The organism is Sphingomonas sp. PP-CC-3A-396, from assembly GCF_004343105.1.
Taxonomy (GTDB): Bacteria; Pseudomonadota; Alphaproteobacteria; order Sphingomonadales; family Sphingomonadaceae; genus Sphingomonas.
Genome location: NZ_SLYF01000001.1, coordinates 18,964 through 41,245, shown reverse-complemented (window position 1 = coordinate 41,245; position 22,282 = coordinate 18,964). Strand labels below are relative to the sequence as shown.

The following is a 22,282-nucleotide window of genomic DNA, read 5'->3' as shown; positions in this document are numbered from 1 at the left end:
TAGTGCGTCCGAGCATGGACGGCACCTGGTCGGTGGGGCAGCGCGCTTTAGCCTTGGCGAGGCTGAACGCAAGGATAACCGGCCGTCGGCGATCACGCCTGGCCGGACGGAGGGGGAGGGCAGGCACCACCGGTTATTGCCGTCTCCCTCTCCGACGCGTTCGGCGCCACCTCCCCCTGGCGGGGGAGGATTGGTGGATCGGCCTTCGCACGAGGCTTCGAAGAGCCGACTTTCATCTCGGCGTGCGTCTGCTAGAGGCGCGGCGATGGAAGACAGTCTTCAACTCGAAGTCCACGATCTCGAAGTGCAGGTCCTGACCGGCATCTATTCGGAGGAGACTCACCTGCCGCAGCCGCTGCGGATTTCGCTCACCGTGGATATGGTGTGCCCCAAGCGGTTCGACCCGGACACGCCGTTGTCCGCCTCGAAGAATTACCTCGATCTCAAGAACGCGGCGACCACCGCGCTGCCGGTCGGCGTGCACTTCACGCTGATCGAGGGTGTTGCGGATCACATCTGCGAGACGCTGTTCCTGCAGGATTCGCGGGTGCTGCGCGTGCAGGTGAAGATCGTGAAGCTGGCGATCGCCGAGGCGGACGAGGCGATCGGCGTGACGCTCGTCCGCCATCGCCGCTGACGCCATGCGGCTGATGCTGGAGCCGGGCGACGATGTCGCCGCGTTGGTGCGGGGGGCGATTGGCGACTCGCGAGTCGTGGCGATTGCCGCGACGCTGGACGTGCTGGCGCAGGCGCAGGCGCGGGCAGCGATCGGGCCGCTGGCGATCGAACTGGCGCCTGCGACTCGGGTCAATGCGGTGGTGCAGACCGCGGGGGCCGAGCCCGCCGATGTGGATGCCGCGGTCGCTTTTCTCGAAGCGGCACGGTCCACCACCGGGCAAGTGATCGAGATCCGTCAGCGCTGATCCAGAATGATCCTCCCCGTGCGGGGAGGATCATGGGGGCGTCTAGATCTTCCGCGTGCGACCGCATGGGCCTAGCGCGGCCAGCACGTAGGCGTAGTCTTCTCGCGCGATCGTCGCATCGGCGGCCTCGAGCGACGTGGTGCTCCGCTCGGGCAGGGTCGGCGGCAACGCGCACGCCATCCGGTACCACAGCAGAGTCTCGGGCGCGGGGGGGGCCGCCGACTCGTCGACGATCTCGCTCAGTGCAACGGCCCAGTGTGGCTGCTCGCCGGGGCGGCGCAGGATCGAGAGCGACACCGGACGCTGATCCGCGGTTGTCAGGAAAATCTGTGTCTCGCCCTCGCCGGGCAGCGCGCCGGCGACGTGGAAGGCATTGCCAACCCCGGTGATGACCGGCGGTGCATCGCTCGCCAACGCGTCTTTGGCGATCCGTCGTGCGCGCGCATCCGATGCGGGCGTCCAATCGAGTTGCGCGTCGGGCGCGACCAGCTGGACCTGGTTGACCGCCCCCGCCACCGGTCGGGCGAAGATCAGCACGCGCGCCTTCTTGAACTTGGGCACGCGGCCCGCCGAATCGGGCATGACGTCAAGCAGATATCCGATTCGTGGCGGCAACCCGTCCGCCCCCCGAACCAGCGCGGTGACGTCCACCTCGACATATAGTCGGACAAGCCCTGGAGCCAGATTGGGCGCTTCGGCCGCTTTTATCTTACTTGTCGATCGCACCGTTGCATCGGCGATGATCGGCGCGGACAGAACGAGATCGGCGATGTCGGCATACCCGATGCCGCCGACCGGATCCTGTTGCATCGCAGCACCCGAAACGGCGTCGTTACTGGCGGAAACCTGCGGCGCTACGGGCGCTTGCGCGGCGCGGACGGGGAGCGCGACGAGCGCCAGCGAGAGGGCCGAAGCCGTAACGGGAAACAGTGGATTCATGCCCGCAAGCTACGCGACCGTGCCTGAACGATACAGAAATAATTCTGCCATCTTGCGATTGTACGTTTGTTGCGTCTGACAAAGCGTTTGCGTGTCGCATGACGTGGCGATAGGACTTGGCGACTGCCCCGTGGTTATTCCGGCCAACGGCAGACGTATGCGTCGCGTATTCAGTACGAACCATGCGTACGGAGCAGGCAGATTAAGGGAGTGTCGTTTCTGAATGGCCTATACTGACCAGAAGATGTCCGGAGGCAAAATCGTCGCGATCGTGATCGTCGCGCTGATTCATGCGGCCTTGGGCTACGCTTTCGTCACGGGCCTCGCGTACCAGTACGTGAAAAAGGCCCAAGAAAAGATGACGACGTTCGACGTGGAGCCGCCGCCGCCGCCGCCTCCGCCCGACGAGCCCCCGCCGCCGCCGCCTGACCAGCCAAACCTGCCGCCGCCGCCGACTACGGTCGTCACGCCGCCGCCGGTGGTTGTCACGCCTCAGCCCGCGCCTGCCATGCAGACGTCGAACATCATCCCGCTCAGCCAGCCGACGGCTCCGCCAGCGCCTCCCGCGCCGCCGGCACCGCCAGCAGCGCCGCCGGCGCCCAGGGTGTCGCAGGCTGCCGGTCTGAAGGGTAATCCGGCGCAGTATTTCGGTGCGGATAACTATCCGCCATCGGCACAGCGGGAGGGTGCGCAGGGTCGCGTGTCCGCGAAGCTGACGATCGGTACGGATGGTCGCGTGACCGGCTGTACGGTGTCGTCGGGCAGCGGCAACACGACGCTCGATGACGCGACGTGCCGCATCTCCAAGGCAAGGGTGCGCTTCACCCCGGCCAAGGACGAGAACGGCAATCCGATCGCCTCGTCGTACCAGTTGAACGTCCGGTGGGTCCTTCCAGAGGATTGATCCCACCTACCCTAACCGCACCAGATAAAATTCAGTCAGAGGACTAAACCGATCATGATCACCACCATTCTTGCAGCGGCAGCGCCCGCCGCAGCCGACGCCAACCCGTACGGCCTGCAAGCCGCACTCCGCGAAGGCGGTCTGATCTCGCAGACCGTGTTCGGCATTCTCGTGCTGATGTCGGTCGTCTCGTTCTACATCCTGTTCTCGAAGCTGTTCGAGCAGCAGAAGATCATCGGTCAGGGCAAGCGCGTCCGTCAGGCGTTCTGGTCGTCGAACAGCCTTCGCGAAGGTTCGGCCAAGCTCGAGAAGAACTCGGCCTACAAGCAGATCGTCGATGACGGCCTGGCCGCTCAGGAGCAGCATTCGAAGCTGACCGATCCGGTCGAGGCGCATGACTGGCTGCACGGTTCGCTGGCGCGTTCGGAAGCCGCGATCAACTCGAAGCTCGGTGGCGGTCTTGCCTTCCTCGCGACGGTCGGTTCGGTTTCGCCGTTCATCGGTCTGTTCGGTACGGTTATCGGCATCTACCGCGCGCTCGTGAAGATCGGCGCATCGGGTCAGGCATCGATCGACAAGGTCGCAGGGCCGGTCGGTGAAGCCCTGATCATGACCGCCCTCGGTCTGGTCGTCGCGGTTCCTGCCGTTCTGTCGTACAACTGGCTGCAGCGTCGCAACAAGTCGATCGCAGAGGACCTGTCGGCCTTCTCGAACGACGTGCTGGGCTTCCTTGCTTCGAACGGTGCCGTCCGCCCGTCGATCGCCGGTGCTGCAAAGCCCGTCACGAAGCCTGTCACGACGACCACGACCGCCGGCCAGACCGGTGGCGTACCGCGCGCCAACTAAGACGTGCAAAAGGCGGGGCCTGCTGTCCGCAGCGGCCCCGCTTCATTGCCGCCGGCGGTTCCGGTGGCGATTATATGGATAGGATAGTTCGCACATGGCGATGAGTGTTGGTGGCGATTCCACCGAGAGTTCGATATCGGACATCAATACGACGCCGCTGGTCGACGTCATGCTCGTGCTCCTGATCATCTTCCTGGTGACGACGACCGTCGCGGTCCAGGCAGTGCAGCTGAAGCTGCCGGATGTTCGGTTCGATCCGACGATGACCAAGCCTGAGAACGTCTCGCTGTCGGTGACGTCGGCCAATAACCAGTGCCAGGTGTACTGGGGTCTTTCGCCGGTCACGCACGAAGAGCTGTTGCAGCGCGCGGTCGACAAGCTGAAGGCGGAGATCGCACGTCAGGGCGGTGTCAACGCGGCTGGTCTCGAATTGCCCGAGGCGCACATCCGCGGCGACGTGAACGCACCGTATCGCTGCATCGGCGCGACGATCTACACGATGCAGCAGGCCGGGTTCGCCCGCGTCGGCTTCATCTCCGAACCGCCTCCAGGCGGCACCACCGAACGTTGATGCCGAACGCTGAAGGTTGCTCGGACGTATTTAGGAGTAGTATAAGATGGCAATGAGCGGCGGCAAAGAAGATGGCGCGCCGATGATGGAAATGAACATGACGCCGTTGATCGACGTCCTGCTCGTTCTCCTCATCATGTTCATCATCACGATCCCCATTCAGACGCACGCCGTGAAGGTCGACCTTCCGGTCAACAGCAAGAACCAGCCGCAGAACCCGGTCGATCCGCAGAAGAACAAGATCACAATCGATCCCGCCGGTGTCGTCGCGTGGAACGGTTCGCCGGTCGACGAAGTCACGCTGCGCCAGTATCTGGATCAGTCCGCTGGCATGACGCCCGAGCCCGAACTCCACTTCCAGCCCGATCCGCAGTCGAAGTATGAAGTGGTCGATCGCACGCTGGCCGTTATCAAGCGGTCGTCGATCACCAAGCTCGGCTTCATCGGCAACGAGCAGTATCGCAACGACTTCTAAGTCGACTCGCGTACCTATCGAACTTCAAAGGGCGGTCCTCCGGGGCCGCCCTTTTTCGTTGTGCGAGGGAGGATGTGCGGGGGCATCTGCGGGGCTCTTGCAGGACTTGATCAATGTACTTGTATGACGGTCATCGAAGTGACACACCGTTGTCATAAAAATGAAACCTTCGGATCGGCGAAGGTCCATGGAGATGAGCGATGCGCAAGACCGTCCTGTTCGTTCTCGCAACCCTCGGCGCAGTGACGCCGGCGCTGGCGGCGCCGTCCGCGACCGTCGATCGCACCGGCTACACGGCGATCGCGGCGGGTGATCTCTCGACAGCGGAACAGCGCATCGTCGCCGAGCGGAAGATTTTCCCGCAGCGTCCCGAGCTGATGTTGAATCTGGCCTCGGTCTATCATCGGACCGGCCGCGAGTCGGAAGCACGCGCGCTGTATGCCGCGGTGCTGGCGCGGCCCGCGGTCGCGATGGATTTGCCATCGGGTGCGGTGCTGTCGTCGCACGACATTGCGAGCCGCGCGCTTGGCCAGCAGACGCAGCAGATCGCGACTCGCTGACGCTTTGGTTGCGGCAGTGATCGGGAAGGGTGCGCCCTTCCTTGTTCTTCCGTGAAGGTCCAGTCTGGTCCTCCTTCTCGGGGACACAGGGTTGGCTGGTGCGTCAGGGGCGCGGAGTCGGCATCGGGTCGTGCATCGATGCGGCCTGCAACTATGCGCTGTTATGCCTGGGGCGACTCTAGGACGTTTTCGCGTCGTTGGTCAGGACAGGTCGTTGAGGCAAAGACGTTTGTGCGTCTGCGGTCAGTTCCGGCTGGGCGACGGGAAGGCCCGATCTGGTCATGCCGGGTACGATCCCACCGGCACCACCCCGGCGAAGGCCGGGGCCCAGTTGGGGAACGTTGCCAAAGATCGGCGCGCTTCGTTATTGAGGCCTTTCCACCTGGGCCCCGGCCTTCGCCGGGGTGGGCGTATGTGAGGCGGATGCGCCCACGACAGCCATTCAGGTGTTTGACGCAGCGCCTTAGGTAACGCGGACGCGTGTTGGGGGGACTCAGGCACTCTGCCCTCCCGAGCGACGGCAACGTTTCAACTCGTCGCAGCCTCACTCGCCTCCCGCCAAACCCTAAAGTCGTGGCAGCGTCACCCCGCGTTGTCCCATATATTTCCCCGCACGGTCAGCATAGCTCACCTCGCACGGCTCGTTCCCCTTGAGGAACAGGAACTGGCACGCGCCTTCGTTCGCATAGATCTTCGCGGGCAAGGGCGTGGTGTTGGAGAACTCCAGCGTCACATGACCCTCCCATTCGGGCTCGAGCGGGGTCACGTTGACGATGATCCCGCAGCGCGCATAGGTCGACTTGCCGAGGCAGATCACCAGCACGTCGCGCGGCACGCGGAAATACTCGACGGTGCGGGCGAGCGCGAAGCTGTTCGGCGGGATGATGCAGACATCGGTCTTGCGGTCGACGAAGCTGTTCGCCGCAAAGTCCTTGGGGTCGACGATCGCGCTGTCGACATTGGTGAAGATCTTGAATTCGTCGGCAACGCGCGCGTCATAGCCATAGGACGACAGCCCGTACGAGATGCAGCCATCGCGACGCTGTGCCTCATGGAATGGCTCGATCATCGCGTCGCCCAGCGCGCGCTCGCGGATCCAGCGGTCGGACATCACGGACATGGTAGCTCCTCTTCGCCGTGCGCTTTCGCTTGGATAGCGGGCCGCGGCAAGGGCACGTGCGCCACCCCTGCGCGATTTTGCCGCGAAAATGACGTTGCTCGCGATCTTCCGGATCGTCATGGGGGCGTCATGGAAATGTCATGAATCAGGCATCGCGAACCGCAGCGCGTCATGTGCCATCCTCCGGCGTATCGGCGAGCGTCGTGCACGCGCCCGATGGCGCGGCAATCGGTACTGGGCGGCGCTCCTTGTACCTTTCGTCCCGGTTGCTGATCGCGATCGCCGGAACGCTTACGCTACCCAACCCGGCGTCCGCGCAGACGGTGCAGGATCTGCAACGCCAGATTGACGAATTGAAGGCGACGATTGCCGAACTCAAGGCCGCACAGGCACCGGCGACAAGCTCGGCCAGCGCGACGCGGCCGACCACTGCGCCCGAGACCGACCTGGCTAACACCGCGCCGCCACCTGTAGCCGTACCACAAGCACAGCCTCGCCCGGCACCGCAGCTTGCCGCTGCACCGACGGCGGGCACGCAAGCCTGGTATGATCGCATCAAGCTGCGCGGCTATACGCAGATGCGGTTCAACGAAATTCTGTCGGGCGATCGTACCGCGCCCGATGGCCAGTCGCGGCTGCGATCGGTCCATGACGGCGCGATCGGCGACAACAGCAATTTCTCGCTGCGTCGCGTCCGCCTTGTCCTGCAAGGCGATCTGACCGACCGGGTGTCGTTCTACTTTCAGCCCGATTTCGCGGTCAACGTCAGCAACCAGTCGGGGGGCGAGCGTCGTGAGGGCTTTGCGCAGCTCCGCGATGCGTATGTCGATACCTTCCTCGATGCGGATCGCACGGTGCGGCTTCGCTTCGGCCAGTCGAAGGTGCCGTTTGGCTGGGAAAACATGCAGTCCTCGTCGAACCGCCTGACGCTCGATCGCAGCGATGGAATCAACAGCGCGGTGCCCGGCGAGCGCGACCTCGGCATCGTCGCCTTCTATACGCCACCGCAGGTGCAGCGGATCTGGGACCGGCTCGAGGACGACGGCCAGAAGCTGTTCGGCAATTACGGTGCGTTCGGGGTGGGCGTCTATAACGGACAGGGCATCAGCCGCGCGGAAACCAACGGCGGCGTGATGACCGTGGCGATGGCAACATGGCCGTTCGCGCTCGACGGCTTCGGCAGCGCGTTCGCGGGGCAGGTGCTGGAAACGGGCGTGGCGGCAATTCGCAACCGCGTGCAGCCCGAACTGCGGAGCGACGGGGTCAGCGATACGGCGTTCGCCGACGAGCGGTTCGGCGTCCACGTGATCCTGTATCCCCAGCCGATCGGGTTCCAGGCGGAATGGAATTGGGGGCGCGGGCCCGAATATGATGCGATGTCGCAGTCTATCACGACCAAGCGGCTGAACGGCGGTTATATCCAGACGATGGGGCGAGTGAAGACGTCGCCGCTCGGCCCGTTCATGCCGTATGCGCGCTGGCAATATTACCGCGGCGGGTGGAAGGCGCTGGCCAATGCGCCGCGACTCGAGACCGACGAGTTCGAGCTCGGGATCGAATTCCAGCCGACCCCCCCGATCGAGCTGACGATCGCCTATGCACGGATGGAGCGACGCGAGGCGGACGAGCGGCGCGCTGGCCGGGCGGACGGCAATTTGATCCGTACGCAGTTGCAGTGGAATTACTGAGGCGAGGTTCGAGCTGGCGCGGCTGAGCTCGGAACCAGTCGGTGGCTATCCCTTTCGAACAAGGAAGCTTTGTTTCCCCGCGAAAGCGGGGATCCAGACTGGGCTCCCGCCTTCGCGGGAGAACAAGGGCGCCGTACGATCGCCGACTTGTATGTGTTTGAAAGGGGTACCGAACCTGTCCGGGTGACGAGGCTTCAGCTGATACCCAGGTCCGCCGGCCCGAATGCATCCGGCAGCAATTCCGACACGGTGTAGGTGCGAATCGCTTCGCCTTCCGCGGCGCCGCAATGGACGGGCAGGTCGCGCCCGCCCATCTGTGCGGCTTCGTTGATGACCTGGCGGCAGCGGCCGCACGGGCTGACCGGCGATGTGCCGGTGGCGCGACCCTTGGAGTCCATCGCGCCGCCGATCACGCCGATCGCGACGATATCGCGGAGCCGCCCCGCCGCGCTGGCGGTCGCGATCGCGACCGTTTCCGCGCACAGCGACAGGCCGTAGCTGGCGTTCTCGAAGTTTGCGCCGGTGATGACGGTGCCATCGTTCAGCAATACCGCCGCACCGACCGCGAACCGCGAATAGGGTGCGTGGGCGTTGCGGGCGGCGTCACGTGCTGCGGCGACGAGTTGGATTGCGTGTTCGGTCATGATGCTACCACGTCCCAGTTTACCGGTCCCTCGATCCCGTCGATGCGACGAAAATCGCTCGCGCGCCACATCCGCCACGGTCGCGCGGTGTAGTCGGGCTTGAAGATATTCTCCACCGCCCATAGTGGCCGCGGGACGGCGTCGGACAGCGTGTATTGCGAGTCCACCGCCTTGCTGATCCGTAGCATGACCGGCTGCCTGGTGTGCGTCTCGACCATCGTCACGAACTGCGCGATGTCGGCGATCAGCGTCGCGCGGTCCGGCCTCGCGGTGCAGTCGTCGTGGAACGCGATGTCGACCGCGGTCGGCAACGCGTCCGAGGTCCGCGGCACGAAGGTGTTGAACGCGTTCGCCTGCTCGTCCGCGCGCTGACACAGCGAATAGACATGGACCGCACCGCGGCGCAGGCCGGCGTCGGGCAACGCCGCCCAGTTCGCCTCGAACGTCGGCTCGCGGCGGTCGGTGCCCGAGGTCGCGACGATGTAGGCGAAGTCGGCACCGCTCGCGCGCACCGTGCCCCATTCGACTGGCCCGGGGTTTTCGGCGAGGTCGATGCCCTGCAGCGGGTAGTGCTTGACGTCGGGGTGCCAGCCGGTCGCGGCGGTCCAGCCGCAGATACCGACGAAGCCGGTCGCGGCCAGCGCGGCCGCGAATTTCAGAAGTGCGTGAGCCATGGGTCTTCTAGTTGCGGATGTGGAGAACGCAGATCAGCGTGAACAGCCGTCGCGCGGTGTCGAAATCGACCTCGATCTTGCCGTCGAGACGCTCCTTGAGCAACTCGGCGGCCTCGTTGTGGACGCCGCGACGGGCCATGTCGACCGTCTCGATCTGCGCCGGGGAGGATTGCCGGATCGCCTGGTAGTAGCTGTCGCAGATCGCGAAATAATCGCGGATCGGCCGTCGGAAGCGACCCAGCGCGAGCACCAACGTCTCGAGATGCGTGTCGTCCTCGCGGTGGATATGAATGCCGAGGCGCCCTTCCTCCGACTGGAGCTTGATCTTGTACGGACCGGCATAACCGTCGGCATAGGCCCGCTGCGGTGCGAAGTGATTGCCCTCGATCAGGTCGAAGATCGCGATCCGGCGTTCCTGCTCGACGTCGGGCGAGCGCCAGCCGAGACTGGTCTCGTCGAGTTGCACGTCGATGATCCGCGGGTCGGCCATACCGGTTCGATAGCGGGGGACATTCGCCCTGTCACTTATCCCCAGCATTCCGGCGCGAGCAGCTTGGACGAGGGCCCGTCCATCGCGTAGGTGAAGGGGATGGCAACTCTCGCATTCCCCGTTCCCGCCGTGGCCGAGCCGCAGCAGCTTCCCCGCAATGTCGAAGCCGAGGCCGCGATGCTCGGCGCGATGATGATCGACAACCGGCTGGCGGACGATCTCGTTGACAAGCTCGAGCCGGGGCATTTCTTCGAGCCCGTGCACGGGCGCATCTTTGCGGCGATCAAGACGCTGCGCGGCAACGACATGCTGGTGACGCCGGTGACGTTGCGGCCGATGTTCGATGCGGACGAGGGTATGCGCGAGCTTGGCGGACCGGCGTATCTGGCCGGGCTGACGGGTAGCGGCGCGGGGCTGATCGGTGCGCGCCAGTTCGCGCAGCAGATCTATGACCTGGCGATGTTGCGCGCGCTCGTGTCGGTCGGCCGTACGCTCGTCGATCGCGCGATGGACACGTCCGAGGAGGTCAATCCGCGCGCACAGATCGAACTCGCCGAAGAAGAGCTGTTCAAGGTCGCGGCGGATGGTGGTTCCGAGAACACCGTAAAGTCGTTCGCGCAGGCGACGACTGCGGCGGTCAAGATGGCCGAGCGCGCGTTGAACTCTGGCGGCAATCTGTCGGGCGTCACCACCGGCATCGATTCGATCAACGCCAAGATCGGCGGCATGCATCACAGCGATCTGATGATCCTCGCCGGTCGTCCGGGCATGGGCAAGACCTCGCTCGCCACCAACATCGCGTTCAACGCCGCGCGGCGCTGGATGCGCGACATGGCCGACGGGATCGCGCCGAAGGATTCGGTCGGTGCGAAGGTCGCGTTCTTCTCACTGGAGATGTCCGCCGACCAGCTGGCGACGCGTATCCTTGCCGAGCAATCGCAGATCAGTTCCGAATCGCTCCGCATGGGTAAAATCAGCCGGACCGAGTTCGCGCAGCTCGCCGCCGCTGCCGCCGAGCTGGAGAACCTTCCGCTGTTCATCGACGATACCGGCGGTTTGTCGATCGGCGCGCTGCACACGCGCGTCCGCCGGTTGCAGCGCCGGCACAACAACGAGATCGGGCTGGTGGTGGTCGACTACCTCCAGCTGCTGTCGGGCTCGGGCAAGAGCAAGGACGGCAACCGCGTCCAGGAAATCTCGGAGATTTCGCGCGGACTGAAGACCTTGGCGAAGGACCTCAACGTGCCAGTGCTCGCGCTGTCGCAGCTGTCGCGTGCGGTGGAATCGCGCGAGGACAAGACGCCGATGCTGTCGGATCTTCGTGAGTCCGGATCGATCGAGCAGGACGCCGACATGGTCTGGTTCGTGTACCGCGAGGATTATTACGTCGCGTCGAAGGAGCCGAAGCGTCCGGCGGAAGGCGATAGTTCGAAGATCTTCGAGGACCACGCGTCGTGGGCGGCGGAGATGGAGCGGGTCTACGGCCTGGCGGAACTGATCATTGCGAAGCAGCGACACGGCGCGACCGGCAAGGTCCGGATGAAGTTCGATCCGACGATTACGAAGTTCTCGGATCTCGCGGAGTATTGATCTTCTTTTCCCTCGCCCCTCCGGGGAGAGGGAAGGGGCCCGCGGCTTCTTTGCCGTGGGAAGGGAGAGGGGAGTTAGGCTCGGGACGTCGCATCCCAACGCCCCTCTCCCTTCCGTCGCCTACGGCTCCTCCCTCCCTCTCCCCGGAGGGGCGAGGGACAGCGCTCAAATCATCGGGTCGTAATCGGTGGGGGCGTGGATGCCGCATTCGACCTTGTCGAAACTCCGCCAGCGGCCTGCGCGCGGGTCTTCGCCGGGGGCGACCTTGGTCGTGCACGGCGCGCAGCCGATCGAGAGATAGCCTTGCGCCTCCAGTGGGTGCCGCGGCAACTCATGCTCGGCGAAATAGGCGTCGAGCTTAGCCTTGTCCCAATCCGCAAGCGGGTTGATCTTCAACCGCCCCTCATCCTCCTCGAACCTCGGCAAGGCAGTACGCGTCCCCGACTGAAACCCCTTCCGCCCCGAAATCCATGCATCGAACGGCGCCAACGCCCGCCGCAAAGGTTCGACTTTCCGCAGATCGCAACAGCCGTCGGGATCGTACGACCACCGCAACCCCGTCTTGTCCTTGATCGCCAGCAACCGCGGATCGGGACGGAACACGCGTAGATCGGTGAACCCCAGTTTCTCCGCCAACTCGTCGCGGTACGCCAGCGTCTCCCCAAACATCTTCTGCGTATTGGTGAACACCACCGGCACGTCGACATCGACCTGCGCGACCATGTGGAGCAGCACCGCCGATTCCGCGCCAAACGACGACACCGCCGCGATCCGTCCGCGCAACTCGCCGACGAGCAGTTCGAACAGCATCTCCTGTGCGGAGACGCCTTCGAATCGCTCCTGCATCGCCATCGCGTCGGCGCGCGTGAACGCCGGGGTGACGTCGATCATGTCGAGTTGGCGCGCGGGCTCACCCATGGCGCAGCTTCCACACCGGCACCGCGCCATCGGCCGCCTTCTGGTACGGCGTGTCGTAGCGCTCCAGGCTCGCGCGCAGCACGTCGATATCGATCGGTGCTTGTGGCGCAAAGCTGTCGAACCCGCAGCGCCGCATCAGCGGGATCTGGTCGACCAACACGTCGCCCTGCGCGCGCAGTTCGCCGGTATAGCCGGCTTCGCGGAGGATTCTGGCGGACGAATAGCCGCGCCCGTCGCGGTAGCCGGGGAAGCTCACCTCGATCAGCGTGAGCTGATCGATCTGCGGCAGGAGCGCGCGGGCATCGTCGCCAGCTTCGAGGCGAACCGCCGCCGCGTTGCTCTGGCCAATGAACGAGTCGAGCGTCACCGCGGGTTCGTCATGCGGCTCGTCGTCGCGGAATCGGAGTAGGGTGTCGCTCATGCTTTCTCTCCCGATCCACGCAATGTGCCCGTCATGCCAGCGACCATCCTCGTCATCCCAGCGAAAGCTGGGATCTCATGGTTCGGGCCGGACGTGTTCCCCCCGGATACCCCAGCTTTCGCTGGGGTGACGGACAGAAGCACTTGGGTGATGGACAGAGGCGTTGGGGTGACGATCGGGTTATCCATAGATCGCCTCCTTGAACGTCTCGAAGCCGACGCGGCGGTAGGTATCGAGGAAGCGCTCACCGGGGTCGCGGACCTGCAGGTACCGGTCGGTGACGCGTTCGATCGCGTCGACCACGCCGTCTTCGGAGAAACCGGGGCCGGTGATCTTCGCGAGGCTCACATCCTCTGCGCCCGACCCTCCGAGCGAGAGCTGGTAATTCTCGGTGCCCTTCTTGTCGACGCCGAGGATGCCGATGTGGCCGGCGTGATGGTGCCCGCACGCATTGATGCAGCCGCTGATCTTGAGCTTCAACTCGCCCAGATCGCGCTGGCGGTCGAGGCTGCCGAAGCGGGTCGCGATCTTCTGCGCGAGCGGAATCGAGCGCGCGTTGGCGAGGCTGCAGTAATCGAGACCGGGGCAGGCGATGATATCGCTGATCAGGTCGAGATTGGCTTCGGCGAGCCCGGCGTCGTTGAGCGCCGACCACACCGCATGCAGGTCGGCGATCCGGACGTGCGGCAGGACGATGTTCTGCGCATGCGTGACGCGCAGTTCGTCGAAGCTGTAGCGCGTGCCGAGATCGGCCATCACGTCGATCTGATCCGCCGAAGCGTCGCCGGGGATGCCGCCGATTGGCTTCAGGCTGATGTTGACGATCGCATAGCCCGGCTGCTTGTGCGCCTTGACGTTCTGGTCGAGCCAGACCGCGAAGTCGGGGTCGCTGCGGTCAATATCGGTCGAGGCGGTGGCGTCGAAATCAGGCGCGCCGAAGTGGCTGGTGATGCGCTCTAGCTCGGCCCGCGGAGGATCGAGCCCAAGGCCCTTCACCACGGTGAATTCTTCCTCGACCTGACGGCGATATTCGTCGGGGCCGATCTCGTGGAGCAGGATCTTGATCCGCGCCTTGTAGATGTTGTCGCGCCGGCCGTAGCGATTGTAAACGCGCAGGCACGCCTCGAGATAGCTCATCAGGTCGTCGGCGGGGACGAAGTCGCGAATCTCGTGGCTGATCATCGGCGTGCGGCCCATGCCGCCGCCGACATAGATTTTCGCGCCGAGTTCGCCGTCGCGGACGTGTAGCCCGATGCCGATGTCATGCAGGCGCATCGCCGCGCGATCCTCGTCCGCCGCGATCACGCAGATCTTGAACTTCCGCGGGAGGTAGGTGAATTCCGGGTGGAACGTCGACCATTGGCGGATCAGCTCGGCCCAGGGGCGCGGGTCGGCGACCTCGTCCGCGGCGGCGCCGGCGAACTGGTCGGAGCTGATGTTGCGGATGCAGTTACCGCTGGTCTGGATGGCGTGCATCTCGACCGTCGCCAGCTCCTGGAGGATGTCCGGCGTCTGGTCGAGCTGGATCCAGTTGAACTGGATGTTCTGCCGCGTGGTGAAGTGCCCGTAGCCGCGATCGTATTTCCGCGCGATATGGCCGAGCATCCGCATCTGGCGGCCGTCGAGCGTTCCGTACGGCACCGCCACGCGCAGCATATACGCGTGCAGCTGGAGGTACAGGCCGTTCATCAGCCGGAGCGGCTTGAACTGGTCCTCGGTGAGCTCGCCCGAGAGGCGGCGGCGGACCTGATCGCGAAACTCGTCGACGCGCTGGTCGACGATCGCCTGGTCGTATTCGTCGTATTTATACATGCGGGGTTCCGGAGAAGTTTTGGTTCACGCGAAGGCGCGATGGCGCGAAGCGAAGAAGGTGTTTCACGCGGAGACGCGGAGACGCGGAGCAGAAAGATGAAGGGCGAGGTCCCGCGTTAGCGGGTAGCAAGTAGGTCTCCGCCAATGAGTGTGAGAGCCGCTGCGCGGCAAGCGCAACATCTCCGCGCCTCCGCGTCTCCGCGTGAAACACCTTATCACTAACCTCTTCGCGCCTTAGCGCCCCTTCGACTTCGCTCAGGACAGGCTTTGCGTGAATCATATCACCCAGCTCCCCGCATTCGGATCGGCGGGTTTGAGGGTCAAGTCGGGCCGCATCGTTGGGCCTAAAGCGCGGATGCGGTCCTTGATGTGGGCGGGGCGGGGGCCTTCGTCGGTCTGGGTCGCCTCGATCAGGTATGGGACGTTGACGCGGCGGGCGCCTTCCTCCGCCTGGAGGATGGATTCACCCGACACGCCTACGTCGATCGCGTCCTCGATGTGGCGCGACCAGCCGTTGCCGCTCCACCATACCACGTCGCCGGTGGGGAGATCGTTTCCGGTCAACAGCTTCATGCGGCGGCGTCCTCTGCTACGCGGGCCCAGCGGGCAAGTTTGTCTTCTGCGTCCGACAGTTCGACGACTTCGCCGACGACGATGATCGCGGGGCTTTTCACCGCCTCGCGCGTGACCATCGCTCCGAGATCGGCCAGAAGCGTGCGGATCGCGCGTGAGCCCTTGAGCGTGCCGCGTTCGAGAACAGCGACGGGCATGTCGGGTGCGACGCCGTCGGCCATCAGCTTGTCGGCGATATCGGTCGCGGTGGCGATGCCCATGTAGATGACCAGCGTCCGACCCTGGCCAGCAAGCCCGGCCCAGTTCTGCTCGCTGAGGCCCTTGCACTGGCCGGCGACGAAACTGACCGCGCTCGAATGATCGCGGTGGGTGAGCGGCAGCATCGCCTCCGCGGCGCAACCGAGCGCGGCCGAGACGCCGGGGATTACTTCGACGGGGAGCCCGGCGGCGCGGACGGCTTCGACTTCCTCGCCGCCGCGGCCGAACACGAACGGGTCGCCACCCTTCAGGCGGATCACGATCGCGCCGGTCTTCACGTGCGCGATGATCAGCGCGTTGATCGCCTCCTGCGGCAGCGTGTGGCGCGCGCGCTGCTTGGCGACCGAGATGCGCTGCGCCCCCGGCGGCGCGATGTCGAGCACGCGCGGATCGATCAGACCGTCATGCACGACGACGTCGGCGGTCTTGAGCGCCTCGACCGCGCGGACGGTGAGGAGACCGGGATCGCCCGGGCCCGCCCCGACGAGGATGACGCGCCCGCGCGCGGTTGGGTCTAGGAGACTTGCCATGTCACCGGAGATGGGCGGCAACACGCTGCGCCGCAACCGAATGATGCTTTGGCGGCGGGTAGGATTGCTTTCCGTGGTCGGTCAGCCGTCGCTGAGGCCGATGCCGATCGATGCACGCGCGCTTTCGGATTCGCTGCTGACGACCGGGTAGGCGCAGTAATCCGCGGCGTAGTATGCGCTAGGACGGTGGTTGCCCGACCAGCCGATGCCGCCGAACGGGGCGCCGCTGGATGCGCCGTTGGTCGGCTTGTTCCAGTTGACGATGCCGGCGCGGATGTTGGCCCAGAAGCGGTCGTAGAGCGCGGGCGTCTGGCTGATCAGCGAGGCGGACAGGCCGTAGCGCGTGTTGTTCGCTTCGGCGATCGCGGCGTCGAAATCGTCGACGCGGACGATTTGCAGGATCGGGCCGAACAGCTCGATGTCTGGGCGGTCGGCGATGTCGGTGACGTCGATCAGCGCGGGTTTCAGGAACGGCAGGTCCGCGACCGGACGTTCGAGATGACGGATCGCGCGGCCGCCCCGGGTAAGCAGTTCGAGGAAGCTCTCGCTGAGCTGGTCGGCGGCTTCGTTGTCGATCACCGGGCCCATGAACGGGGAGGGGGTCGCGTGCGGTTCGCCGACGATGATCCGGCCGACCATCTTGTCGAGCGTGGCGATCAGCGGGTCGTAAAGCCTGGTGTCGACGATCAGCCGGCGCGCGGCGGTACAGCGCTGGCCCGCGGTGGTGAAGGCGGACTGGATGATCAGCACCGCCGCGGTGTGCAGGTCGGGCGTGTCCCAAACGACGATCGGGTTGTTGCCGCCCATCTCGAGCGCGAGGATCTTCTCGGGCTTGTCGGCGAAGGCGCGGTTGAGTGCGAGGCCGGTGCGCGCCGAGCCGGTGAACAGCAGCCCGTCGATATCAGGATGCGCGGCGAGTGCCTTTCCTTCCGCGGGGCCACCGATGACGAGGCGGATGCATTCGGCTGGCACGCCGGCGGCGCGGAAGCATTCGACGAGGAACGCGCCGACGGCGGGGGTCTTTTCGGATGGCTTGAATACCACCGCATTGCCGGCGATCAGTGCGGGGACGATGTGCCCGTTGGGCAGGTGCGCCGGGAAATTATACGGCCCGAGCACCGCCAGCACGCCGTGCGGCTTGTGACGGACGGCGATGCGTGTCCCCATCGTCGCCTCCAGCCGGCGCTGCGCGGTGCGATCGGCATAGGCGCTGACCGAGATGTCGACCTTGGCGATGACCGTCTCGACTTCGCCGCGCGCTTCCCAGATCGGCTTGCCCGTTTCGCGCGCGATCAGGTCGGTGAACGCGTCGTTGCGCTGGCGGACGATGTTGGCGAAACGCCGCATCGTCTCGATCCGGAAGGCGAGGGGTTTCGATGCCCAACTCGACCAGCCGGCGCGGGCGCAGGCCACTTCCGCATCGACATCGCCGACCGGATGGCGCCAGAGGACCGCGCCGGTCGCGGGTTCGTGGGAGATGATCTCGTCGGACATGGCGCTGCTCTTGCCTCAAATCAGGGATGATTCCAATTATTCGGCGAGCGCGTCTCCCAAGTTGCGGATCGCGGCGACCTTTGCATGCAACAGCGTCCAGTCGTCGTGTTCGGCGATCGGCGCCCAGATCGCCTCCACTTCGTCGATCAGCATGCTGCACGGTTCGCCCGACCAATAGGCGTGCGAGCGGTCTTTTCGGGGTTCGTAGCCGGCGAGTGCGGTGCGGACTTCGGTCCAGGGTTCGGCGTAGGTTTCGGACAGGTTTCCGCCGAACGCGTCGAAGAAGAAGCGGTCGATGCCGACCCCCGAAGTGCGGAGCGCGCGTTCGGTGGCCTGGACGAGGTCGCGGTCGGTGTCGGGATCGCGCGGGCGGACGCCGAGGCGCCAGAGGATCGCCTGCGTGACTTCGGGTTGATAGCGCGGGCCGAACTGGTCGAGCGCGGCGACAAGCGGCTCGCTCTCGACGATCTGGCGGAGCGCGACGGCCAGTTGCATCACGTCCCAGTGGATCGCCTCGGGCTGGCGGCCGAACGCGTAGAGCCCCTGGTGGTCGAAATAGGCGGCGGTGAACGCCGGGTCCCAGGTCGGCGCGAACCGCCATGGGCCGTAGTCGAAGCTCTCGCCGGTGACGTTGATGTTGTCGGAATTGAGCACGCCGTGGACGAAGCCCGCCGCCATGTAGCGTGCGGCGAGGCGCGCGGTGCGGGCGACGACGAGGTCGAGCAGGCGGGCCGGGTCGTCGCTGTCCTCGTCGTACAGGTTGCGCAGCGTGTAGCCGACGAGTTTGCGAAGGCCGGCTTCGTCGCGTTCGTAGGCGAGGCGCTGGAAACTGCCGATGCGGACATGGCTGTGGTTGAGGCGGACGAGGACGGCGGAGCGGGTCGGGCTGGGCTCGTCGCCGCGGTGGAGGTGCTCGCCGGTCTCGATCAGCGACAGCGTGCGCGAGGTTGGGACGTTGAGTGCCTCGAGCATTTCGGTCGCGAGGATCTCGCGGACACCGCCCTTGAGCGTGAGGCGGCCGTCACCCGCGCGGCTCCACGGGGTCTGGCCCGAGCCCTTGGTGCCGAGGTCCATCAACCGGCCTTGATCATCGCGCATCTGTGCGAAGGTGAAGCCGCGGCCGTCGCCGAGATCGGGATTGTAGTTGCGGAACTGGTGGCCGTGATAGCGAAGCGCGAACGGCTGGGGGAGCGTGCCGGGCAAAGGCTCGAACCGACCGAAATGGCGCGTCCACTCGTCGTCGGTCAGCGTGTCGACGCCGATCTGCGCGGCGGCGCGGTCGTTGCGGAACCGCAGCCGGGTCTCGGGGAAGTCGGCGGGTGCGACGGGATCGAAGAAGCCGTCTCCAAGGTCGAGGAGCGTTGCTTCGGGGCGATACACTTGCGGGCGGGTGAGCATGCGGCGATATGGTGGCCGCTACCCGAAGGACGCAACCATGGCCGCTCACGAAAACCTCTATTGGTGGTCCAACGACGGGCTGAGACTCCACGCAAGGGACTATCCGGGCGGGGCGGAAGGCCAGCCGCCGATCCTCTGCATGCCCGGCCTCACGCGGAATGTGCGCGATTTCGACGCGTTGGCTGCCAGGCTGGCGGGGCGCTGGCGCCTGATCGCGATCGATTTTCGCGGCCGCGGCGAGAGTGCGTACGCGAAGGACCCGATGTCGTACGTGCCCTTGACGTATGTGCAGGATGTCGAGGCGTTGCGCACCGAGCTCGGTATCGACCGGTACATCGCGTTCGGGACGTCGCTCGGTGGGATCGTCACGATGCTGATGGCGGGGCCGTCACGCGGCCGGATGGCGGCGGCGCTGCTCAATGATGTCGGGCCGGAGATCGATGCGCAGGGGCTGTCGCGAATTCGCGGGTATGTCGGCAAGGCGAGCGTCTTCCCGACCTGGATGCACGCCGCGCGCTGCGTCTCCGAGAACAACGCCGACGTCTATCCCGATTGGCAGATCGAGGATTGGCTGGCGATGGCGAAGCGGCTGTACCGGCTCAACAGTTCGGGGCGGATCGTGCTCGATTACGACCTCAAGATCGCCGAGCCGTTTCGCGTGCCGGGGAACGAGGCGGGGCCGGACATGTGGCAGGCGCTCGCCTCGCTCCGCGACGTGCCGACGCTGATCGTCCGCGGCGGGCGATCGGACCTGTTGTCGGCGGCGACGGCGGAGCGGATGGCGGCATCGCTCGACCGGGCGGAGCTGGTGACGGTGCCGGGCGTGGGGCATGCGCCGACATTGAGCGAGACGATGCTGCAGGAGCCGATCGACCGGTTGCTGGCGCGTGCGCTTGAGGGGGCGGCGATCCGCGCTTAGGGGAGGGCGGCGCGGCGTGTTCTGCCCGCAATCTGCTGACAAGCCGGGATACTTGATGACCGAACTCTCCGACGCCCACACGACCGTCCGCCCGCTGAAGGGCCGCCGTGCGATCATTACCGGGGGGACCACCGGGATCGGCCGGGCGATCGCGGTGCTGCTCGCGGCGGAAGGGGCCAAGGTGTTCATCTGCGGCCGCGACGAGCGCTATCTGCAGGACGCGCTCGCGCGCATTCGCGAAGTCGGCGAGGGCGACGGGATGATCACCGAACTCGCCGATCCCGACAAGGTTCGTGCGTTCTTCGATGCGGGCGAGGCGTATCTCGGCGGCTTCGACATCACTGTCGTCAACGCGGCGGTTGCGGCGGGCGGTCTGATGCAGATGAGCGAGGACGAGCTCCGCTATGCGATCGCGGTCGACTTCACCGCGTATTTGCTCAGCGCGCATCATGCCGCGCACCGGATGACGCCGATCAGCGACATCGTCATCATCGGCTCGCTGAGCGCGCATATCCTCGGGCCCAGCTCGACCGTGTATGCCGGCATCAAATCGGGCATCGCCGGGTTCGCCGAGGCGCTGCGGCGCGAGGTCGGCCCGAAGGGGATCAAGGTCTCGCTGGTCGAGCCGGGCAAGGTCGGGTCGAACATGCAGTATCCGGACGTGCCCGACGACAAGCAGCGCCAGATGATCGAGGCGGAGCAGATGCTGCGCGCCGAGGACATCGCGGTGGGTGTGGAGTTCGTGCTGACGCAGCCGACGCGGACGGTGATACAGCAGATCGTGATCGTCCCGCGGGCGCTTGTGGGGGAATAGACGCCGACTAACCTCCCCAATTCCGTTCGTGCTGAGCGAAGTCGAAGCACCTCTACTCGGGGCACACCCTTCGACTTCGCTCAGGGCGAACGGGAAGAGGAGGTCCCAAAGGAAGACCAGTTACCAAGGAGAATAGCGTGTTCGATCAGCTCGTCTTCACCCCCGCGGACATCGACCTGTCGCGCTCGCCGCTGGCGGGGAAGGTCGGTGCCGAGACCTATGTGCTCGGCGCGTTCAATCCGGGGATGACGCGGCTGGCGAACGGCAATCTGCTGTTGATGGTGCGCGTGGCGGAGGCGCTGAAAAAGCCGATCGGGGACGGCAACGTCCATGCGATCCGCTGGGACGACGGCGCATATGTGCTCGACGCTTGGCCGCTGGCGATGGTCGATACGAAGGACCCGCGGAAATTCCTGATCCCCGGTGGCGGGTGGAAGGTGATGGCGTTGACGTCGTTGTCGTGGCTGCTCCCGGTCGAGCTTGATGCCGAGGGGCGGTCGGTGGTCACGGTGCATTACGACAAGGCGATCGCGCCGCGCACCTCGTACCAATGCTACGGCGTCGAGGATGCGCGGATCTCGAAGGTCGGCGACCGCTATCTGATGACCACCTGCTCGGTCAGCCCGGAGCGGCACTCGACCACCCTGTATACCTCCGCCGACGCGCTCGACTGGCAGCTCGAGGGGATCGTGCTCGATCACCAGAACAAGGACATGCTGATCTTCGAGGGCCTGATCGCCGGGCAGTATTGGGCGCAGACCCGCCCGCTCGGCGACCTGTATTTCGCCTACCCGCCGGGCAGCGAATGGCGCAGCGGCCCCTCGATCAACCTGTCGCGCTCGCCCGATGCGCTGCATTGGAAGCCGCACGACAAGCCCGGTATCCGCCCGCATGCCGCCACCGTCGCGACCGCGCGGATGGGCGGCGGTGCCCCGCCGATCCTGACCGACCGCGGGTGGCTGACGCTGTGGCACGGGGTGGAACCGTCGGGCGTGGTCGGGATCTATCGCACCTATTGGTCGATCCTCGACAAGAACGACCCGTCGATCACGGTCGCGACACAACACACGCCGTTGCTGGAACCCAACCCCGTGCTGACCGAGCCGCTGAAGGACAGCATGTACCTCGACAACGTCGTCTTCACGACGGGGATCGCGGACGCAGGCGACTTCTACGTGGTGGCGAGTGGGGAGGCGGATCTCGCATGCCGGATCACGCATATTCGCAAGGGGGTATTTGCGACGTAAAACGCTCTTGGCGTGAATGGCGGAGATGGGAGGAAAGCGGACATTCAATTTCTAGCCCTCTCCCGCCTTCGCGGGAGAGGGTTGGGTGAGGGTCTTTCTTCTTCTAGGCTCGTCGGATGTATCCGGTACGCCGCCAGATCAGTCGCCATGCCGCCCGCCTGCGGCGCGAACGTACCGATGTTGAGCAGATCATCTGGCTCGCCGTGCGCAATCGTCGGCTGGGCGGCTTCAAGTTCCGCGAGCAGCATACGATTGGTGACCATTATGTGGCCGATTTCACCTGTCTCGAAGCCATGCTGATCGTCGAACTCGACGGCAGTCAGCATGACCCGAAGATCGACGCACCCCGCACCGCCTTTCTGGAGGCGAAGGGGTATCAGGTGCTCCGCTTCTGGAACAGCGACATCATTGAAAATCGCGAAGGCGTTCTGGAAACGATCCTCGTTGCTCTCCTGGCGCGAGCCGCGAAGTAGA

The 22,282-nt window shown here is 65.3% G+C and carries 25 protein-coding genes; 13 read left to right on the top strand and 12 right to left on the bottom strand.

What is annotated here, in order from left to right:
* Positions 1-265: 265 nt before the first annotated feature.
* Together C8J40_RS00205 and C8J40_RS00200 are read left to right on the top strand one after the other, a co-directional pair.
* Positions 266-637, top strand: a complete 372-nt coding sequence (locus C8J40_RS00205) for a dihydroneopterin aldolase (RefSeq protein ID WP_132895302.1) — start codon at positions 266-268, stop codon at positions 635-637.
* A 4-nt stretch (positions 638-641) separates the two neighbouring features.
* On the top strand, positions 642-923 hold the full coding sequence (locus C8J40_RS00200; RefSeq protein WP_132895301.1) for a Rossmann fold domain-containing protein: 282 nt from the start codon (positions 642-644) through the stop codon (positions 921-923).
* 42 nt (positions 924-965) lie between these two features.
* On the opposite strand, the gene C8J40_RS00195 is transcribed toward C8J40_RS00200, so the two are convergent.
* A complete protein-coding gene (locus C8J40_RS00195; protein WP_132895300.1) occupies positions 966-1,862 on the bottom strand; it encodes a hypothetical protein in 897 nt (298 codons plus the stop codon).
* Between the two features lie 223 nt (positions 1,863-2,085).
* Between C8J40_RS00195 and C8J40_RS00190 the strand changes: the two genes are divergently transcribed.
* From C8J40_RS00190 to C8J40_RS00170, 5 genes are all read left to right on the top strand, one after another.
* Positions 2,086-2,766, top strand: a complete 681-nt coding sequence (locus C8J40_RS00190; protein ID WP_132735548.1) for an energy transducer TonB — start codon at positions 2,086-2,088, stop codon at positions 2,764-2,766.
* A gap of 54 nt (positions 2,767-2,820) precedes the next feature.
* Positions 2,821-3,612 (top strand): MotA/TolQ/ExbB proton channel family protein, encoded by a 792-nt coding sequence (locus C8J40_RS00185; RefSeq protein ID WP_132735545.1) that lies wholly within the window; start codon positions 2,821-2,823, stop codon positions 3,610-3,612.
* A 94-nt stretch (positions 3,613-3,706) separates the two neighbouring features.
* The gene (locus tag C8J40_RS00180; protein ID WP_132735542.1) at positions 3,707-4,183 is read left to right on the top strand and encodes a biopolymer transporter ExbD; all 477 of its coding nucleotides are present in this window, start codon (positions 3,707-3,709) and stop codon (positions 4,181-4,183) included.
* Positions 4,184-4,229: 46 nt separating this feature from the next.
* The gene (locus C8J40_RS00175; protein ID WP_165886455.1) at positions 4,230-4,658 is read left to right on the top strand and encodes a biopolymer transporter ExbD; all 429 of its coding nucleotides are present in this window, start codon (positions 4,230-4,232) and stop codon (positions 4,656-4,658) included.
* A gap of 200 nt (positions 4,659-4,858) precedes the next feature.
* Positions 4,859-5,218 carry a tetratricopeptide repeat protein gene (locus C8J40_RS00170; protein WP_132895299.1) on the top strand — a complete coding sequence of 120 codons (360 nt, stop codon included), beginning with the start codon at positions 4,859-4,861 and terminating at the stop codon, positions 5,216-5,218.
* Between the two features lie 565 nt (positions 5,219-5,783).
* Here the strand turns inward: C8J40_RS00170 and dcd are convergent.
* Complete coding sequence (dcd, locus tag C8J40_RS00165; protein WP_055878967.1) at positions 5,784-6,338, bottom strand: dCTP deaminase; 555 nt, start codon at positions 6,336-6,338, stop codon at positions 5,784-5,786.
* Positions 6,339-6,478: 140 nt separating this feature from the next.
* On the opposite strand from dcd, the gene C8J40_RS00160 reads away from it, so the two are divergent.
* Complete coding sequence (locus tag C8J40_RS00160) at positions 6,479-8,026, top strand: porin (RefSeq protein ID WP_132895298.1); 1,548 nt, start codon at positions 6,479-6,481, stop codon at positions 8,024-8,026.
* A 194-nt stretch (positions 8,027-8,220) separates the two neighbouring features.
* On the opposite strand, the gene cdd is transcribed toward C8J40_RS00160, so the two are convergent.
* From cdd to C8J40_RS00145, 3 genes are read right to left on the bottom strand one after another with little or no spacing between them, the layout of a single operon-like run.
* A complete protein-coding gene (gene cdd, locus C8J40_RS00155; RefSeq protein WP_132895297.1) occupies positions 8,221-8,670 on the bottom strand; it encodes a cytidine deaminase in 450 nt (149 codons plus the stop codon).
* A complete protein-coding gene (locus tag C8J40_RS00150; protein ID WP_132735528.1) occupies positions 8,667-9,344 on the bottom strand; it encodes a GH25 family lysozyme in 678 nt (225 codons plus the stop codon). Before C8J40_RS00150 ends, cdd begins: the two co-directional genes overlap by 4 nt.
* A 7-nt stretch (positions 9,345-9,351) precedes the next feature.
* On the bottom strand, positions 9,352-9,834 hold the full coding sequence (locus tag C8J40_RS00145; RefSeq protein ID WP_056050677.1) for a UPF0262 family protein: 483 nt from the start codon (positions 9,832-9,834) through the stop codon (positions 9,352-9,354).
* A gap of 99 nt (positions 9,835-9,933) precedes the next feature.
* On the opposite strand from C8J40_RS00145, the gene C8J40_RS00140 reads away from it, so the two are divergent.
* The gene (locus C8J40_RS00140; protein WP_056063049.1) at positions 9,934-11,424 is read left to right on the top strand and encodes a replicative DNA helicase; all 1,491 of its coding nucleotides are present in this window, start codon (positions 9,934-9,936) and stop codon (positions 11,422-11,424) included.
* 165 nt (positions 11,425-11,589) lie between these two features.
* On the opposite strand, the gene C8J40_RS00135 is transcribed toward C8J40_RS00140, so the two are convergent.
* The 7 genes from C8J40_RS00135 to C8J40_RS00105 all read right to left on the bottom strand — a co-directional run bounded on the left by C8J40_RS00135 (position 11,590) and on the right by C8J40_RS00105 (position 18,828).
* Positions 11,590-12,342: a phosphoadenylyl-sulfate reductase gene (locus C8J40_RS00135; RefSeq protein WP_060527031.1), complete on the bottom strand. Its 753-nt coding sequence runs from the start codon at positions 12,340-12,342 to the stop codon at positions 11,590-11,592.
* Complete coding sequence (locus C8J40_RS00130) at positions 12,335-12,763, bottom strand: DUF934 domain-containing protein (protein ID WP_132895296.1); 429 nt, start codon at positions 12,761-12,763, stop codon at positions 12,335-12,337. The genes C8J40_RS00135 and C8J40_RS00130 overlap by 8 nt, the downstream gene beginning before the upstream one ends.
* Before the next feature lie 180 nt (positions 12,764-12,943).
* Entirely contained in the window at positions 12,944-14,575 is a 1,632-nt protein-coding gene (locus C8J40_RS00125; protein WP_132895295.1) for a nitrite/sulfite reductase, read from the bottom strand.
* A gap of 276 nt (positions 14,576-14,851) precedes the next feature.
* Positions 14,852-15,148: a DUF2849 domain-containing protein gene (locus C8J40_RS00120; RefSeq protein WP_132895294.1), complete on the bottom strand. Its 297-nt coding sequence runs from the start codon at positions 15,146-15,148 to the stop codon at positions 14,852-14,854.
* Positions 15,145-15,936, bottom strand: coding sequence for a uroporphyrinogen-III C-methyltransferase (cobA, locus tag C8J40_RS00115; protein WP_132895293.1), 792 nt, complete (start codon positions 15,934-15,936; stop codon positions 15,145-15,147). Before cobA ends, C8J40_RS00120 begins: the two co-directional genes overlap by 4 nt.
* Before the next feature lie 81 nt (positions 15,937-16,017).
* Positions 16,018-17,430: a succinylglutamate-semialdehyde dehydrogenase gene (astD, locus tag C8J40_RS00110; protein WP_132895292.1), complete on the bottom strand. Its 1,413-nt coding sequence runs from the start codon at positions 17,428-17,430 to the stop codon at positions 16,018-16,020.
* Positions 17,431-17,466: 36 nt separating this feature from the next.
* Positions 17,467-18,828, bottom strand: coding sequence for a protein adenylyltransferase SelO (locus C8J40_RS00105; protein ID WP_132895291.1), 1,362 nt, complete (start codon positions 18,826-18,828; stop codon positions 17,467-17,469).
* Positions 18,829-18,865: 37 nt separating this feature from the next.
* Here C8J40_RS00105 and C8J40_RS00100 point away from each other — a divergent pair, with 37 nt between their 5' ends.
* The 4 genes from C8J40_RS00100 (at position 18,866) to C8J40_RS00085 (ending at position 22,281) form a co-directional block, all read left to right on the top strand.
* Positions 18,866-19,747: an alpha/beta hydrolase gene (locus C8J40_RS00100; protein WP_132895290.1), complete on the top strand. Its 882-nt coding sequence runs from the start codon at positions 18,866-18,868 to the stop codon at positions 19,745-19,747.
* 55 nt (positions 19,748-19,802) lie between these two features.
* Positions 19,803-20,561: an SDR family oxidoreductase gene (locus C8J40_RS00095; RefSeq protein WP_132895289.1), complete on the top strand. Its 759-nt coding sequence runs from the start codon at positions 19,803-19,805 to the stop codon at positions 20,559-20,561.
* 137 nt (positions 20,562-20,698) lie between these two features.
* The gene (locus tag C8J40_RS00090) at positions 20,699-21,808 is read left to right on the top strand and encodes a glycosidase (protein ID WP_132895288.1); all 1,110 of its coding nucleotides are present in this window, start codon (positions 20,699-20,701) and stop codon (positions 21,806-21,808) included.
* A gap of 116 nt (positions 21,809-21,924) precedes the next feature.
* Entirely contained in the window at positions 21,925-22,281 is a 357-nt protein-coding gene (locus tag C8J40_RS00085) for a DUF559 domain-containing protein (protein ID WP_165886454.1), read from the top strand.
* The last annotated feature ends 1 nt before the right edge of the window (position 22,282 follow it).